This is a genomic window from Blastococcus sp. SYSU DS0617 (assembly GCF_054051075.1).
On sequence record NZ_JBJHAO010000011.1, the window covers coordinates 73,720 to 89,835 of the forward strand.

The 16,116-nt window shown below is 73.8% G+C and carries 12 protein-coding genes; 6 read left to right on the top strand and 6 right to left on the bottom strand.

The window, feature by feature from the left end; all coding sequences use genetic code 11:
- Positions 1–4: 4 nt before the first annotated feature.
- From ACI793_RS13425 to ACI793_RS13440, 4 genes are all read right to left on the bottom strand, one after another.
- Positions 5–1,024, bottom strand: a complete 1,020-nt coding sequence (locus ACI793_RS13425) for a DUF2332 domain-containing protein (protein ID WP_456606870.1) — start codon at positions 1,022–1,024, stop codon at positions 5–7.
- A gap of 34 nt (positions 1,025–1,058) precedes the next feature.
- Positions 1,059–2,156, bottom strand: coding sequence for a DUF5925 domain-containing protein (locus ACI793_RS13430; protein ID WP_456606871.1), 1,098 nt, complete (start codon positions 2,154–2,156; stop codon positions 1,059–1,061).
- A 105-nt stretch (positions 2,157–2,261) separates the two neighbouring features.
- Complete coding sequence (locus tag ACI793_RS13435) at positions 2,262–3,425, bottom strand: RtcB family protein (protein WP_456606872.1); 1,164 nt, start codon at positions 3,423–3,425, stop codon at positions 2,262–2,264.
- A gap of 228 nt (positions 3,426–3,653) precedes the next feature.
- Positions 3,654–9,551, bottom strand: a complete 5,898-nt coding sequence (locus ACI793_RS13440) for a DUF4011 domain-containing protein (protein WP_456606873.1) — start codon at positions 9,549–9,551, stop codon at positions 3,654–3,656.
- 199 nt (positions 9,552–9,750) lie between these two features.
- Here ACI793_RS13440 and ACI793_RS13445 point away from each other — a divergent pair, with 199 nt between their 5' ends.
- A complete protein-coding gene (locus tag ACI793_RS13445) occupies positions 9,751–10,218 on the top strand; it encodes a DUF1707 SHOCT-like domain-containing protein (protein ID WP_456606874.1) in 468 nt (155 codons plus the stop codon).
- 16 nt (positions 10,219–10,234) lie between these two features.
- Here ACI793_RS13445 and ACI793_RS13450 read toward each other — a convergent pair whose 3' ends face one another.
- Together ACI793_RS13450 and ACI793_RS13455 are read right to left on the bottom strand one after the other, a co-directional pair.
- Positions 10,235–10,858 carry a maleylpyruvate isomerase family mycothiol-dependent enzyme gene (locus ACI793_RS13450; protein ID WP_456606875.1) on the bottom strand — a complete coding sequence of 208 codons (624 nt, stop codon included), beginning with the start codon at positions 10,856–10,858 and terminating at the stop codon, positions 10,235–10,237.
- Positions 10,859–10,981: 123 nt separating this feature from the next.
- Positions 10,982–11,302, bottom strand: a complete 321-nt coding sequence (locus ACI793_RS13455; protein WP_456606876.1) for a hypothetical protein — start codon at positions 11,300–11,302, stop codon at positions 10,982–10,984.
- A gap of 356 nt (positions 11,303–11,658) precedes the next feature.
- Between ACI793_RS13455 and ACI793_RS13460 the strand changes: the two genes are divergently transcribed.
- The 5 genes from ACI793_RS13460 (at position 11,659) to ACI793_RS13480 (ending at position 16,059) form a co-directional block, all read left to right on the top strand.
- Positions 11,659–12,900, top strand: a complete 1,242-nt coding sequence (locus tag ACI793_RS13460) for a DUF222 domain-containing protein (RefSeq protein WP_456606877.1) — start codon at positions 11,659–11,661, stop codon at positions 12,898–12,900.
- Positions 12,901–13,064: 164 nt separating this feature from the next.
- Positions 13,065–13,859, top strand: coding sequence for an enoyl-CoA hydratase/isomerase family protein (locus tag ACI793_RS13465; RefSeq protein ID WP_456606878.1), 795 nt, complete (start codon positions 13,065–13,067; stop codon positions 13,857–13,859).
- Positions 13,860–13,993: 134 nt separating this feature from the next.
- On the top strand, positions 13,994–14,461 hold the full coding sequence (locus ACI793_RS13470; protein WP_456606879.1) for an NUDIX domain-containing protein: 468 nt from the start codon (positions 13,994–13,996) through the stop codon (positions 14,459–14,461).
- A gap of 299 nt (positions 14,462–14,760) precedes the next feature.
- Positions 14,761–14,964, top strand: a complete 204-nt coding sequence (locus ACI793_RS13475) for a hypothetical protein (protein WP_456606880.1) — start codon at positions 14,761–14,763, stop codon at positions 14,962–14,964.
- 120 nt (positions 14,965–15,084) lie between these two features.
- Positions 15,085–16,059, top strand: coding sequence for a ferritin-like domain-containing protein (locus ACI793_RS13480; RefSeq protein ID WP_456606881.1), 975 nt, complete (start codon positions 15,085–15,087; stop codon positions 16,057–16,059).
- Positions 16,060–16,116 lie beyond the last annotated feature (57 nt).

Sequence of the window (16,116 nt, forward strand, 5' to 3'; positions counted from 1 at the left end):
GCGATCAGGCGGCGGACAGCGGTGGCCCGTGGCCGGTGCCGCGGACCAGGACCTCCCCACCAGGCTCGGTGCCGGGAGCGTGCAGGCGCAGCGGCACGCTGCGCGCACCCGGCTCCGGGTCGGGCTCGTAGGCCAGCCGCCAGACGCCGGCCCGGGCGGTGAGCTCCTCCACCTGCCGCCACTCGTCCGGGTCGACGTAGGTCCGGACGATGCTGTGCCACACCACCGGAACCCCTGCCTGGGCCGTCGCCCCTGCTCCCAGCCGGCGGCCGAGCCACTCGGCGGCGCCGGCCCGCTCGACCGGGACGCGGGAGGAGCCGGCGACCTCGAGGGCGCCGCGCAGGCGCCGGAACCGCTCCACCTGGTCGCCCCAGATGCTGGCGCTCAACCGGAGGCGGGCCTCGTCGTCGCCCGGGTCGAGCGGCGCCGGGTCGCAGCCCGCCCGGTCGACGATCACCACCCCGTCCAGGTCCAGGTCCAGGTCGACGCCGGGAGCGGGCAGCCGGCACGGGGAGTCCGGCGGCCCCCAGACCTCGCCGAACCGGAACCGGTCGACCAGGAGGTTCAGCCCGGCCGAGGCGCCGATCTCCATCAGGTGCAGCGGCCCGCCGGTGCGGCGGGCGACCTCCGCGAGTCCGACGAGCAGCGGGACGGTCCGGCCCACCTCGTTGGTCTGGCAGGGCTGCCCGGTCAGCTCCCGCACCTGCGCCGTCTCGCGCTCCAGGACCCGCCGGGCCGGCGCCCAGGCCAGCTCCGGGGCGGCGGTGCCGCCCACGGTGGGGTAGTGCCCGGCCAGCTCGGGCGCCTGCCCGGTCAGCACCAGCCGGTGCAGGGCCGCGGCGAACCGCAGCGGCAGCGCCGATCCCTGCCGATCGTGGGCGTAGGTGTCCAGCACGGCACGGGTGACCCCGCCGGCGTCCCAGTCGTCGGCGGCACCCAGGAGCAGGGCCTGCATCAGCGGGGACGTGCGCTCTGCCTCGTGACCCGCGTGCTCCCGGAAGACGTCGGCGACCGTCATCGACATGGGCGCAGCATGGCGCAGCGCAGCATCCAGCGCTCTAGAGGTAGCCGCCCGGGGCCGGCTCCCGGCGGCCGCCGGACTGCGCGCGCTGCTCGCGCTGCGCGAAGAGCGAGGCGAGTGTCATCGGGCCCTCCGGGGCGCCTCCGTCGTCCCCGAGCCAGGCGCGGGCCTCCGCGGCGGACAGCGGCTCGAACTCCACCTGGCTGAGGCAGCGTCCGGGGCGGGTGATCGCCGGGTGGAGCCGGCCCACGTCCTCGTTGGTGGTCAGCAGGACGACCACCTTCAGCCCGTGGCCGAGGATGCCGTCACACAGGTTGAGCAGCCGGCCCAGCGAGGCACCCGAGCGGAGCTTGGCGTCGGCGGCGAGGTACTCGTCGCAGTCCTCCGCGACGATCAGCCGCCAGCGGTCGTCGCCGTCCTCGTCCTCGTCGCCGTCGGCACCGGCCACCTCGAGCAGGTAGCTGGGCTCGGCGAAGAGCCTCTCCGGGTCCATCACGTAGTGCGGCCTGCACCAGCTCGACCACTCCCGGCTCAGCGCGCGGACCGCGGTGGTCTTCCCCGTCCCCGGCTCGCCGTGCCACAGGACCAGGCGTCCGGCGCGTCCGTCGACCTCGGTCAGGGACATGAGCGCCGCGAGGCCCTCCGCCGTGCGGCCCGCGTAGTTCGCCGCGGCGTCGGCCCACCTGGGCGTGGTCACGCGGCGGGTGGACATCCGGCCGTAGCCGTCGGCGTAGGCCCAGAAGCCCATCCGCAGCGAGCCCTCCGGCTCCCTGACCAGCCGCCGGGCCGTCGCGGCCGCCGACTCCACGAGCGCCTGCACGGTCGTCAGGTCGCGGCCGACGACGTTCACCCGGGTCACCCCGCCACCGGCGGTGACCACGGTCAGCGTGTCGGCCGTCTCGAGGGCGAGCGTGCGCGCGCCGTCGTCATCGCGCTGGTCGAGCCGGCACGTCGCCCCGTCCGGCACCAGCCGGTGGAGGTCGGCGACGGTGCCCGCCACCTCGACCGCACGGAGGTAGGGCATGGCGTCGTCCCACTGCGCGCGGATGAGCAGGGCGTTCGCGACGTCGTCCGGCTGGTGCAGGGGGACGGTCGGCCGCAGGCCGCCCGCGGGCGGCTGATCGGGGGTGGACACGCTTCTCCTCGAGTTCCGGACGTCGGTGCCGCGGACGGTACGGCCGAGGGGTGACAGTGCCGACCGAGCCGGGCCGGCGTCCCGTGGGGGAGCGCCGGCCCGGTGTCAGTCGCCCTTGACGTTGACGATCTGCCGCAGCGTGTGCCGCACCTCGACCAGGTCGGCCGCGTCGGCCATCACCACGTCGATGTCCTTGTACGCGTCGGGGTGCTCGTCGAGGAACGCGTCCGAGTGCCCCCACGCGATGCCGGTCATGCGCGCGTTGAGGTCCTGCCGGGTGAACCGCTTCCGGGCCGCCGAGCGCGAGAAGTTCCGGCCTGCACCGTGCGGCGAGGACATCAGCGAGGGCACGTTCCCCTTGCCGACCACCACGTAGGACGCCGCTCCCATCGACCCCGGGATGAGGCCGAGCTGGCCCTCCCGCGCCGAGATCGCGCCCTTCCGCGACAGCCACACCTCACGCCCGTAGTGCGTCTCGCGCTCGGTGTAGTTGTGGTGGCAGTTGACCGTCTCGGTCCGCTCCACCTCAGTGCCGAGGAACCGGCCCAGCTGGTCGACGCAGCGGTCCATCATCTCCTCGCGGTTGAGGTAGGCGAACCGCTGCGCCCAGCGCAGCGCCTCGACGTACCGGTCGAACTCCGGCTCGCCCTCGACCAGGTAGGCCAGGTCGCGGTCGGGCAGCTGGATGTGCCGGCGACGGCACTGCTCCTGCGCCACCTTGATGTGCTTCTGCGCCAGCTTGTTGCCGACGCCCCGCGAGCCGGAGTGCAGGAACAGCCACACCCGGTCCTGCTCGTCGAGCGAGACTTCCGCAAAGTGGTTGCCTGCCCCGAGGGAACCGAGCTGCAGCGGCCAGTTCGTCGCGGCGCCGTCAGCCTGGTTCACGCCGGGCATCGCACGCAGCTCCTCGACCCGCGGCTGCGCTGACTCACGAACAGACTTGTTCTGCCGCCCAGCCGACAGGGGTATCGAGCGCGATATCTGCCCGTGCAGCACGTCCAGCGGGCGGCCGGCGACGTCGTCGGCGGTGAACTGGGTGCGGACGGCGATCATGCCGCAGCCGATGTCCACCCCCACCGCGGCCGGGATGATCGCGCCATCGGTCGGGATGACCGAGCCGACGGTCGCGCCCATGCCCAGGTGGGCATCGGGCATCAGAGCGAGGTGCGGGTAGATGAACGGCATCTGCGCGGTGCGCTCGGCCTGCTCGCGGGTGTTGTCCTCCAGGATCGACGCCCAGTTCAGCAGGCGTCCGTTGATCTTCTCCATCGTCCTTTCGATTCGCTCCGGTTGCGGTGATGTGTGCCCGAGGGCCGGTGCAGTCAACACACGCATCCGGAACGGCGCAGCTCCATTTGTCCGGGGAGCACCGGGAAGCAGGACGCCCCCCGCAGTCGATCATCGACTTCGTGCACGCGCCTGCGGCGTGTCCGGCCGTGTCGCCGGCAACAAGTCGATGATCGACTCGCGGCGCGGCGATCCGAGGGCGGCAGCGGCTCAGACGGTGAGCAGGCCGTTGGGCTGCTCGGTGAGCTTCCCGCGGTCGATCGCCGCGGTCAGCGCCTTCTCCAGCACCGCGGTCACCGCCGGCGAGCGGCGCTTGTGCCCGAACACCGCCGCGGTCTGGGTCAGCAGCTCGCCGCGCCCCATCCCGGCCGCGGCCCGGCACAGCGCGGCCATCGCGTTGGCGATCTCCTCCGGCGCCACCTGGTCGATCGGCCGGTCGGTGCTCGACACCTGCCGGCGGAAGCCCTCGTAGCTCTCCGGCGTCACGCCCTCGGGCCACAGGTGCTCGCCCTGCACGGCCGACGGCGGCAGCAGCGACAGCAGCATCGACTTCCGCGACTCGGTCGCCCGGTTCAGCCCGAACGCCCCCACGGTGAGCTTGGCCAGCCGGTCGACGTGGATCGGCCCCTCGGCCTTGATGCCGGCAGCCATCACCCGGCGCACCACGCGCGCCGCCTTGGACGCCGGCAGCTCGTCGAGCACCGACTTCTCCCCGGCGGTCTTCGGGATCCACGGCACGAAGGCGGTCTCGCCCTCCATGACGACCGGTCCGGCGGGCTTCTGGGGCGCCGGCTTCGCGGGCGCCTTGGCCGCCGGGGCCGTGGGCACCGCCACCGACGCGGTCACCGACGAGCGCAGCGCGGCCACACCCTTGAACGACTCGACCGCCGCCGTCGGCAGGGGGATGGGCGCGGGCGCGGCGGCGGGAGCCGGTGCGGCGTCGACCGCCTCGACCAGCCGGTCGGTCACCGCCGACGGGTGCAGCAGCCACGAGGGCAGCCACACCCGCTCGACGACCGGCCAGCGCAGCAGCCCGCCGAGCACCTCGACCGGCAGGCCGTCGCGGTCGCCGACCGTGCCGCGGCGGGCCCATGCGGGGCCGTCCAGCAGCACGGCCGCCACCGGGGTCTCCGGGTCGACAGGCCGGGAGATCGACAGGTCGACACGGAACTCCGACAGTCCGACGTCGGTGCGCACGACCAGCCCGCGCTCGCGCAGGGCGGCGGCGATCTCCTCGCGGTGCCGGTCGACGACGGCGACCGACCGCGGCGAGCGCGGCAGCACATCGGTGCCCCGCTCGGCCATGTCCAGGTAGGCGCGCAGGTGCTTGATGCCGACCGAGCTGGTCTCCTCCGCCCGCAGCTGCTCCGGGTCGAAGGAGGAGAAGACGACGACCTGCCGCCGGGCGCGGGTGATGGCGACGTTGAGCCGCCGCTCGCCACCGCTGCGGTTGAGCGGGCCGAAGTTGAGCGGCAGCGTGCCGTCGGCGGTGGGGGAGAAGCCGGTGGAGAAGAAGACGACGTCGCGCTCGTCGCCCTGCACGTTCTCCAGGTTCTTGACGAACAGACCCTCGCCGTCGGTGCGGTCCAGGGCCGCGGCCAGCCGCTCGTCGTCGGCGTCGCGCAGCAGCGACTCGATGTAGGAGCGCTGCTGGGCGTTGAAGGTGACCACACCGATCGAGGGCACCGCGTCCACGCCGTCCCACTTGGGCACCGCGTCGAACCGGCGGCGGATCTCCGCGACGATCGCCTTGGCCTCGATCGGGTTGGTGCGCAGCAGCCGCCCGGCGCCGGACCGGTGGAAGGTACCGGGCACCCGCACCAGCGAGACACCACGGCCGTCCGGCTCCGACGACGCCCGCCCGTGCGTGGGTGCGGGGAACGACGACAGCCGGTTCTCGTAGTACTGGGCGTTGGAGAACGCGATGAGCGACTCGTCCTGGCTGCGGTAGTGCCACGACAGCCAGTGCCGGGGCACCCGTGCCTGCACGCACTCGCTGAGGATCGACTCCTCGTCCTCGACGGCGGTCTCCACCTCGACCACGTCGTCGGAGACCGAGGCGGTCGGCTCGAGGAAGGACGTCGGCGGCATCTGCCTGGAGTCGCCGACGACGACGGCGGCCTTCGCGCGACCGAGCGCACCCACCGCGTCGGCCACCCGGATCTGCGAGGCCTCGTCGAAGACCACCAGGTCGAACTGCGCGGCGGCCGCCGGGAAGAACCGGGCCACCGAGTCCGGCGACACCAGCACGCACGGCATGACCGAGGTGATCAGCTCGCCGTACTGCCCCAGCAGCTGGCGGACACCCAGCCCGCGGCGCTGCTTGGCCAGCTCGCGCTGGAGCGCACCCACCTGGCCCGCACCCGCCGCGGCGTCGAAGGGCCGCGAGGCCAGCACCGCCGCCGGCAGGGCCTGGGTGAGGTGCTCGCGCACGGCCCGCGAGGCCGCCGTGAATCGGGCGATCGCCTTCTCGTGCATCCCCTCGTCGAACAGGTCCAGACCCGTCGCGTCCAGCCGCTCGGTGACCGAGGCCATCGCCATCCCGCGGTCCAGCGCCCGGACGGCGTCGTCGGCCGGGATCGCGCCGGTGACCAGCAGGCGCCGTGCGTCGAACAGCCCCGCGTAGCGCAGCGGCTCGAGGGTGTCGAGGAAGGTGACCCAGCGGCGCAGCGACATGAGCACCGAGCCGTCGGTGCCGCGCTCGGGCCGGGTCATCGACCAGCGCAGGGTGAAGCCGTCGTCCCCGGTCCAGGCGGCGAGCTGGTCGGCGCTGGCGCCGCACACGGTCAGCAGCGTCGTCACCGAGTCGTGCAGCCGGGCGACGGCCGCGGCCGCCTCCGGGCCCACCGGCATGCCGGCGACGATCAGCTTGCGCAGCGCCACGTGGAAGGGCGACGACCCGTCGACCGCCTGGCCGGCCCGGCGCAGCCAGGTGACCTGGCGCTCGGGCTCCTGCGGGTCGACGAACGGGTTCCAGCCCTCCGGCGCCGCCATGCCGGGGAGCGCGGAGACCCGGCCGGCGATCTGCTGCACCGCCGTCTGCACCCGCCACAGGTTCTCCACCAGCGCGGGGACGTCCTTCGGCTTGACCTTGGCGTCGGCGCGCAGGTGCGGGGCGAGCCGGTCGCGCACCGCGATCAGCCGGCGCCGGCGGCCCCACCAGGACGACGCCGCGGCGGTCTGCGCGGCCACGTAGATGTCGGCCAGCGGCAGGGCGAGCACCTCGGGGTCGACCAGGTCCATGCCCGGGTGCCGGAAGGCGAGGAACGCCGCGATCTCACCGAGTACCGCGCCGGTCGCCGTCGTCCACCGGCCGGAGAACGTCTCGTCGAGGACGTCGAGACCGACGGCCGGACCGGCGAGCAGGTGCCCGAGGGCGGCGAAGTCCTCCGGCGTGCGCGCGTGCCGCAGCACCTGGGTCAGCTCGGGGTGGCCGGCGACCGCGCGCACCGCCGCGTCGACGTCGGTGGCCGCGGCCTGCGTGGCGGGCAGGTCGATGGCGGGGGAGTCGACGAAGGCCCAGGGGTGGCGCAGCGAGGGCCGGGTCAGGTCGGCGATCTCGGGCAGCAGGGCCAGGGCGCGCCGCAGCTGGGTGAGCACCTCGGCGGGTGCGTTGGCCACGAAGGGCAGCGGGATCGGGAGGGGCTCGACGTCGGTGCCGGCGGTCAGCTCGGCGGTGCGGGCGGTGTACAGCGACAGCCCGGCGGCGTTCTCGGTGTGCAGCCGGTCGGCGTAGCGGGCCAGCAGCCGGCGGGCCGAGCGCAGGTTCTCGGAGTCGGCGGCCAGTCCCTGCTCGTCGACGGCGACCGCATGCTCCAGGGCCAGCCGGATCTGCGCCCGCACCATCGAGGCGCGGCTGCCCTTGTCGTGCAGGTCCAGGGCGAACATGCCCATGCCGACGGCGTCCAGACGGCGGGCGACGACGTCCAGGGCCGCCCGCTTCTCCGCCACGAACAGCACCCGCTTGCCCTCGGCGACCGCGCGGGTGAGCAGGTTGGTGATGGTCTGCGACTTGCCCGTCCCGGGCGGGCCCTCGAGGACGAAGGTGCGCCCGGCGCTCGCCTCGGCGATGGCCCGCAGCTGCGAGGAGTCGGCGGCGGCCGGCAGCTGCCCGGCCAGATCGTCGAGGTCGACGAAGGCGCCGGTGTCCAGCGCCGGGTCGACGAAGGGCTCGGTCGGCGCGTGCACCAGGTGGGAGACCAGCGGGTTCTCCGCGAAGTCGGCCCAGTGCTCGTCGAGGTCCTTCCACAGCCGGTACTTCGCGAACTGGAGGACGGCGAGGTCCGCCGTCGCCTCCACCCGGTAGGGCAGCCCGTGGCCGACCAGCGCGACCCGCATCGCCTCCAGCGCCGCTTCGACGTCCATCGTGCCGTCGGCGGTCTCGGTCAGCGTCGGGATGGTCAGCCCGTGCAGCTGGCGCAGCTTCTCGAGCAGGCAGTAGTTCGGCGTGCTCGTGCCGGAGTCGTCCAGGGTCAGCCGGTAGGAACCGGTGCGGCTCAGCGGCGTCAGGGTGACCGGGATGAGCACCAGTGGGGAGCGCAGCGGCCGTCCGTCGAGCTCCCACACCAGCGAGCCCAGCGCCAGGTACAGGTTGTTGGCGCCGGTCTCCTCCTGCACGGTCTTGGCGCGGTAGGCGAGGTTCCGCAGCCGGGGCAGGTAGCCGCCGGTGGTGACGTCGGCGTGCACCTCGCGGCGCTCGACGAGGAGATCGGCCAGCTGCACCGAGGGCAGATCAGCGGCGCCGGTGAGGCCCCGCTCGGTCTGGACGGCGGCCAGCTTGTCGCCGGGCAGCAGGGTGATCGGGGTGCCGTCGTGGACGAATCGCTCCAGCACGGGCAGCGAGCCGTCCGGCACCGTCAGCGCCAGCCCGGTGCGGTCGGTGTAGTTGATCAGCCGGTTGCGCAGGCTGAGGTCGAGCAGGGCGTTCTTCCACTGCTGCACCCGGGCCGGCGCCTCGGGCCGGGGTGCCGACGTCGTCGTCCCCTCGGGAGGCGCGGGGGCGCTGTGCACAGCGGCCCGGTACTCGACGACCTGCAGCACGCCCTGCTCGTCGCGGGCGCGCGCCGGCAGCGGCACGATGCCGTCGCGCCGGGCGCGGTGCACGTCGGTGACGCCGACGATCCGGTCGAGGTCGCCGGTGAGCCAGCCGTCGTAGGCGGCGCGGTGCAGGTCGGGGCCCTCGGCCATGCTCGTGAGCAGCGTGGTCTCGACCAGGCCGATCAGCCCGAGGTCGACCAGGTTGACCAGTCCGGCGGCGTCGGTGGTGGCCGCGGACTCCGCGCTGCGCTCCTCGCGCCAGTAGCCCAGGAAGGCGTGCCCGTCGGCGAGCCAGAGCAGCGGCCGGATCCCCGCCTGCTCGAGTGCCGCGGCCAGGAGCACCACGGTGTCCAGCGGCGTGCCGACCTTCCAGGTCAGGACGTCGCCCGGCGTCCGCACCTGCTGGCCGACGTCGGACCAGGTGGCCGGCGGCTCGCTGTAGCGCAGGCCCCGGCCGCGCAGCGTCTCGGCGATCGCGGTGACCACCTCGTCGACCCGCTCGGCCGTCGCGGCGTACCCGACCAGGGCGCCGCTGCCGGTGGTGGCCTCGAGGTGGTCGGCGGCCTCGGCGACCAGCGAGGTGACCGCGGGGTGGTTGGGCATGACGTGCGCGGCGAGCATCTCCAGCGCCAGGGGCAGGGGAGAGGCCAGCCACTGGTTGGCGGCCAGCACCTGCACGGGGCGGGCGGCGTCGCCGGCCAGGACCGGACCGTCCTCGCCGTCGACCAGCACCTCGACGTCGATGACGCCGGGCCGCTGCTCCTCGACCTGCAGCATCGCGGCCGGGTCCATGACCAGGCCGACGTCGGTGAGGACGGTCGTGCGGCCGGCGTCGATGTCGGCGAGCAGCTCCACGGGGCGGGCGATCGGCCCTTCGGCGTCGCGGACCGTCAGGCGGACCGTCGCGCCGCGGACCGTGGTCTCCGAGGTCAGCGCCAACCGCGGGACGACGGGGATGCCGTTGTGCGCCAGGGCGTAGCTGAGCACCGGGGTGGAGGTGATCTCGATGGAGATCGCCGCCGTCCGCGGCGCCACGGCGTCGCGGAGGTCGAGATCGGCAGTGCTCTCCATGTCACCTGTCTACCGGGTAGGGCGGAATGGTCCCTTCATGCTCCCCGACGGGTGGGGCGCGTGTGACACCTGCGTCGACAAGCCGGTGGGAATCACAGCGGCGGGGCCTTCGTGGCGCCGGGTCGTTCCGGAGTCGGGCGGTCCGGTGCGACGATGACGGCGGCTTCCACGTGGTCGTCGTCCCGGGTCCGGAGGTGGCATGGCGCACGCACCCGAGCTGCGGGCCGGCGACGCCGACCGGCAGTCCGCGGCCGACCGGCTGCGCGCCGCCCACGACGAGGGCCGGCTCGACCTGGCCGAGTACGACCGGCGGCTGGTCGAGGCGTACGCGGCGGTCACCTACGGCGACCTCGACCGGCTGTTCACCGATCTGCCGCAGCGGTCGTCGTCGTCACCGGTGCCGGCGTACACCGTGGCGTCGGCTGCGGGCGTGGCCCGGGCGGCGGGTGCCTCGGTGGTGCGGCGTCCGGCCGGCTTCCCGCTGGCGCTGAAGATCCTGTGGACGATCTGGGCCAGCGTGGTGGCGATCAACGTGACGGTGTGGCTGCTGGTGAGCTTCGCCGCGGAGGACCCGGTGCACTTCTGGCCGATGTGGCTGGCCGTGCCGGGCGTCGCGCTCGGCATCGGCACCGCGATCACGATGCAGGTGCGCAGCACCTCCGAGTGAGACCGCCGGCCGCCCGTCAGTTCCGGCGCAGGTGGCGGCCATCGGGCAGGGTGCGCCCGCTCAGCAGGGCCACCAGCTCGCCGGTGTCCGCACGAACGGGCTCGCCGTCGCCCCAGGACCGGTCGGCGTCGGCCGCCTCGAGTCGTACGCCGGCGAGGTCGATGCCGAAGAACGCCCCCTCGGCGGCGGCGAGGTGGTCGAGGACCGCGGTCACGGCCTCGGCCGGTGCGACGGGCGGTCCGTCCATCGGCACGGTCACGTCGAGGGAGTGGATGACGGCGTGGCTCAGCGCACCGGCCGCGCCGCCGCCCGGCGGCTGCCACGCGTGCAGTTCGGGGGAGCGCAGGGCGGCGAGGAGCTCGGCGGCCGGGAGGGCTGCATCGCGGGCGGCCACCGTGTCGGACAGCCGGGTGAAGTCGCCATCCGCGGCCGCCATCTCGGCGCCGAACTGCTCGGGCGTGAGGCGTGCGGGCATCGTGACGTGGGCGACGACGTGCCGGACCTGCCAGCCCTCGCACAGCGTCGGGGCGTCCCAGGTGCCGGCGGTGCCGTCGGCCAGCAGGTCGGCGAGGCCGTCGTACGTGCGGGCGACCCAGGCCCGGAGGTCCTGATCGGTCCGGTCGTTCCTGGTCCCGGTCATCCCGTGCCCCTTCCGTGCCGCCACCGCTCGGTGGCCGTCGTGACGTAGACCCTTCGCGCTGGCGGAACTGATCGCCGGCCGCAGTGTCGGAACGGATCGCCGGCTGTTGGCCGCCGCAGGTCGTCAGAAGCTGCTGTGTGCCAGCGAGGTGGTCGCGATCAGCAGCGCGATGCTCCCCGGGCCGAGCAGCCACCCCGCCCGTCCGACGGCGCGTGTCGCGACACCGCGCCGGGCGAGCACGGCCAGGACCAGCCCGGCCAGCAACAGGACGCCCTGCACCGCCCAGCCGGCCTTCACCCAGGCCGCGGCAGTGGTGCAGGGCCGGCACTCGGTCACGGTGCAGCTGTACATGTCGGTGCAGGTCTGCAGCACTCCGAAGGCAGCGCCGAACCCACCGAACGTGGCGAGCACGAGGACGACGGTGAGCGACAGTGTCAGCGGCACCCCGAGCGGTCGGGGTGGACGGCGCAGCGCCGTCACGATCCGGCCCCGGGGCTCGCCGCCGCGGCGTGGTCCGTCATCGTCCTCCGTCTGGCCTCACGTGCGCTGCTCCCGTCGTGGCCTTCTCTGCCGGCTGCTCGCGGTGGGGCTTGGGCCCTGGCTGCCGGAGATCATGCGACCGGCGCGGACTGTGCCATGCGCATTCGTGAGTGTCCGGCAGGCGACGAGCCAGGTCGGTCGGGCCTTCTGCCGCACCGAGTCGAGCCCACTCGCGTCTAGTCCCCGCGGACATCTGTGGACAAGCGTCTGAGCTGGGCATTCAGGTGGTGCGGCTCGCCGTGAAGCGATAGGATTCGCACATGTGTTCGACCGGTTGTGCGACTCCGCTGGCGTGCCTCTCCGGTGCGCTGGAGGCGCTCGGCTCCCACCGGCTGGACGGCCAGTTCGGGCCGGCGCTCTTGGAGCGGCTCGGCCCGCTGCTGACCGCGGCCAACCGGCTCGCCGCCGAGGTCGCCCGCACGGTGCGGCAGTGCGAGGTGGCCGGGGCCGCCGAGCACGACGGCAAGGCCTCGATGGCCTCCTGGCTGCGCGGGCACCACCGGCTCTCCCAGGGCGAGGCGTGCCGAGTGGTGCGCACCGGGCGCGCCCTGGAGCAGCTGCCGGTGCTGGCCGCGGCGGCGTCGGCCGGTGCGGTGACGGCGGAGGCGGTAAACGCGATCGCACCGGTCGCCGCGGCGGAGAACCTGGCCGCCGCCGACGCGCAGGACGTGGACGTCGCGGAGATCGACGCGGCCCTGACCCGGGCGGCGATGACCGCACCGCACGCCGACCTGCGCCAAGCCGTCGGGCACTACCTGGCCCGGCTGGACCCCGACGGCACCGAACCGGATCCCACCGAGTGCCGCAGCCTCGTGATCGCCCGGGACAGCAAGGGCATGGTCACCGGCCGTTTCGTCCTCGACGCCGTGGGCGGGGAGAAGTTCCAGGCCGCGATCGAATCGATCCAGCAGGCCCACCGCCCCGCCGGAGACGCTCGCACCCGCGCCCAGCAGGGCGGCGACGCCCTCGTCCAGCTCGCCGACAACGCCCTGGCCGCCGGCAACCTGCCCACGATGCGCGGCCACAAGCCACACGTCGTGGTCACCATCGACCTGGCCGACCTCGTCGACCCCAACGCCGGCGCCGGCGCGGGGCGCACCGGGTTCGGCGGCCTCATCTCCGCCGCGAAGGCGCGCTGGCTGGCCTGCGACGGCAACGTCACCCGCATCGTCATCGGACCCGACAGCCAACCCCTGGACCTGGGCCGCAACACCCGCCTGTTCCCACCACACCTGCGCCGCGCCGTCGAGGTGCGTGACCGCTCCTGCGTGTTCGCCGGCTGTGACGCCCCCACCCACTGGTGCGACGTCCACCACCTCATCCACTGGATCGACGACGGCAACACCGACCTCGACAACGCAGCGCTCCTCTGCGAGCGCCACCACACCAAGGTCCACCACGGCTTCCGGCTCACCCGGCTTCCCGACGGCCGATGGCGCACCTGGCGCCCCGACGGCACCGAGATCGTCGTCGTTCCCGAACCGTTCCTCGTCTCCGCCTGAGCAGCGCGCGGCTGTCTTCGGCGCGCGGTTCTGTCCTGCGCAGGCTATGTCCGGATGTGCGGCTGTACTCGGCGACGGCGACGGCGACGGCGACGGCGGACGGCGACGGCGCCGTCCGCAGGCCCGGCAGTGCTGCCTCCAGCCGGGACCGGTACGAATGGGCCGTGAGCGAATCGCAGCGGTACGAGTCGGGGCTGGTCGTCGAGAACCGCGGGCACGTCCGCGTGCTCACCCTCGACCGGCCCGAGCGGCGCAACGCGCTCTCCTCCGAACTGCAGGCCGACTTGGTCGACCAGCTGCTCGATGCGGGGGAGGGCGGCGAGGTCCGCGCGATCGTGCTCACCGGAAACGGGCCCGCGTTCTGTGCCGGCTTCGACCTCAAGGAGATCCGCGAGAAGGACGAGCGGGGGGAGCGGTTCCGACCGCCGATGAACCGGCCCGGTCGGTCGCTGTTCGAGGTCGTCACCGAGACGCCCGTGCCCATCGTTGCCGCTCTGCAAGGGCACGCCGTCGCCGGCGGATTCGAGCTGGCACTCGCCTGCGACCTCCGCATCGCCGCACCCGGGATCAAGCTCGGACTCCCCGAGGCGACCATCGGCATGGGCGCCAACTTCGGCTCGGTCGTGCTGCCCAAGCGCATCCCGATGGGCATCGCGCTGGAGATGCTCCTGACCGGCGAATACGTCACCAGCGAGGACGCCGCCGGTTGGGGCCTGGTCAACCGCATCGTGGACGCCGACGCCGTCCTGCCCACCGCGCTCGACCTCGCCGAGCGGATCGCGGCGAACGCGCCGATCAGCGTCCGCCGGATGAAGGAGACCGCCGTGAAGGGCGTCGACCTGCCGCTGTGGCAGGCCCTGCGCCTGGATGTCGGCCCCAACCCTTATCTCAGCGAGGACCGCCGCGAGGGCATCGCCGCCTACCTGGAGAAGCGCCCGCCGGAGTGGCGCGGCCGGTAGCCGACCCCCCTCGGGGTGCGCGAGAGCGCAGCGGTCGAGCGGCGGAGTGGATCGAGGCGCGCATCGGTCGGGGCGCGGAGCGGTCGCGCGGTCCACCGGCGGCGACCTGGCGCCCCGCCCGGCAGAATCGCCCGGTGCCGAGGACCAGCGCCGGGATCCTGCTGCACCGGCCGGCGCCCGCCGGCCGGGAGGTGCTCCTCGGGCACATGGGCGGCCCCTTCTGGGCGCGCAAGGACGACGGCGCCTGGTCGATCCCCAAGGGCGAGCACGGGCCGGACGAGGACCCGCTGGCCGTCGCGCACCGCGAGTTCGCCGAGGAGCTCGGCTCCCCGGTCCCGGCCGCTGCCCTTCTGCCGCTCGGGGAGCTGCGCGCCTCCGGCAAGGTGCTCACCGTCTGGGCGGCCGAGGGTGACCTGGATGCCGCCGCGTGCACCAGCAACACCTTCGAGCTGGAGTGGCCGCCCCGGTCAGGGCGCATCCAGGAGTTCCCGGAGGTCGACCGGGCGGCCTGGTTCGGCATCGACGACGCCCGCAGCAAGCTGGTGCGGGGGCAGGTGCCGTTCCTGGACCGGCTGCTCGCCGCCGTCGGCGGCGGACGCTGACCCACCGGACAGCAGCCGGCTCCGCTGGACGCCGCCGTCGGTGGACGCTGACCCACCGGGCAGCAGCCGGCTCCGCTGCTCGACGCCGGCGGTGAACGCTCCCCACACCGGGCCACGAACCGGCTCCGCTGCTCGCCGCCGTCGGCGGACCCTGACCGCACCGAGCCACGGGCCGACTCCGTTCCGTGCATGACGGTTCGATTACCAGTAGTCCCACATGGCCCGGAACGGCCCGCGACGGCCCCCGGCCCTGCCACTGTTCGGCATCCGGTTCCACCAGGCCCAACGGGGAGGCATCCATGACCTGCACGCAGTGCGAAGCGATCGAGCAGCGCGGCCGGTTCTGCGTCGGCTGTGGCAAGCGTCTGCCGCCCTCCCCGCTCCCGGCCCGCCGGCAGCGGCTCGCGCCGCAGCACCTGCGCGACGACGACACGCAGCCGGTGCTCCGCTTCGGCGTGACCCCGCGGACGCCGCTGGAGCGACAGCAGAACGCGCTCGTCTGACCGTGCTGCCCGTGACGGGCCTCACTGCTAGCAAATCGCTTGCAAGAGTTAGCACCCCGTGGGATCGGGGCATGACCAGAACAGTCAGGTCATCCCCGATCCCACGGAGTTGTCTCAGTCATGACCGACACCACCACGAAGATCCAGAACCAGTTGCGCGCCCTCGTCCTGCTCACGCAGACCGAGGAGCAGGTCGCCCGGACGCGGATCTCGCAGGCGCGGACCGACGCCGTCCGGCGTGAGCTGACCCAGAACGCCGACAACGCGGCCGCCCGCACCATCGAGATCACCGAGGCGCTGCGCGCCGCGGGCGGGGTCCCGGACGTCGTCACCCCGGCGATCGGCCGGCTCTCCGCGACGCTCAAGGCGACCTTCGAGCAGGCCGCCCCGCTGGAGGAGGCGCTGCTCACCGACCTGCAGCTCGAGCACCAGCTCCTCGACCGGGCCACCTACGTGAAGGTGCTGGCCGAGAAGGCCGGAGAGACCACGGTGCAGCGGCTGGCCGAGAAGCTGATCGACGCCCACAAGGCCACCGTCGAGTGGCTGACCGTCGTGCTCGCCGAGGAGGCGATGGGCGGCCCCGCCGCGCTGGTCGCCACCCCGCTGCAGAAGGTGGCCGGCACCGTCGCCCGCGCCGCCGGTGCTCCGGTGCGCTTCGTGCACAACACGGTCAACAGCGCCGTCGACACCGTGCAGCACGCCGGTGAGGAGACCACCGAGCGCCTCGGCGCCGTGGCCGACCGCGCCGCCGCCCTGACCGGCGCCGTCCGCGAGACGCTGATCGTCAGCCGCTCCGCCGGCCTGCGCCGCGCCGAGCGGATCGCCGAGCGCGAGGGCAACGCCGAGGCGGCCGACATCGCCAAGACCGCCCGCGAGGAGCTCGGCGACGTCAGCGCCGACGAGCTGCCGATCAAGGGCTACGACTCGATGGCGGCCAACGACGCCGTGAAAGCGATCAAGCAGCTCTCGACCCCGCACGACATCAACGTGATCATCCGCTACGAGGAGACCCACAAGAAGCGGTCGAACGTGGCCAGTGCCGCGCAGACCCGCCTGGCCGACCTGGCCAAGGAGGCCGTCGGCGTCTCCAGCTGAGCGAGGACCCCGTCCTCCTCGTCGCTCGCGCGCTGGCCGACGGGGATGACGGACGGG

Coding starts and splice junctions, on each gene's coding strand:
- ACI793_RS13425 (WP_456606870.1), bottom strand. CDS start 1,024: ATGTCGATGACGGTCGCCGACGTCTTCCGGGAGCACGCGGGTCACGAG.
- ACI793_RS13435 (WP_456606872.1), bottom strand. CDS start 3,425: ATGGAGAAGATCAACGGACGCCTGCTGAACTGGGCGTCGATCCTGGAG.
- ACI793_RS13440 (WP_456606873.1), bottom strand. CDS start 9,551: ATGGAGAGCACTGCCGATCTCGACCTCCGCGACGCCGTGGCGCCGCGG.
- ACI793_RS13445 (WP_456606874.1), top strand. CDS start 9,751: ATGGCGCACGCACCCGAGCTGCGGGCCGGCGACGCCGACCGGCAGTCC.
- ACI793_RS13450 (WP_456606875.1), bottom strand. CDS start 10,858: ATGACCGGGACCAGGAACGACCGGACCGATCAGGACCTCCGGGCCTGG.
- ACI793_RS13460 (WP_456606877.1), top strand. CDS start 11,659: ATGTGTTCGACCGGTTGTGCGACTCCGCTGGCGTGCCTCTCCGGTGCG.
- ACI793_RS13475 (WP_456606880.1), top strand. CDS start 14,761: ATGACCTGCACGCAGTGCGAAGCGATCGAGCAGCGCGGCCGGTTCTGC.
- ACI793_RS13480 (WP_456606881.1), top strand. CDS start 15,085: ATGACCGACACCACCACGAAGATCCAGAACCAGTTGCGCGCCCTCGTC.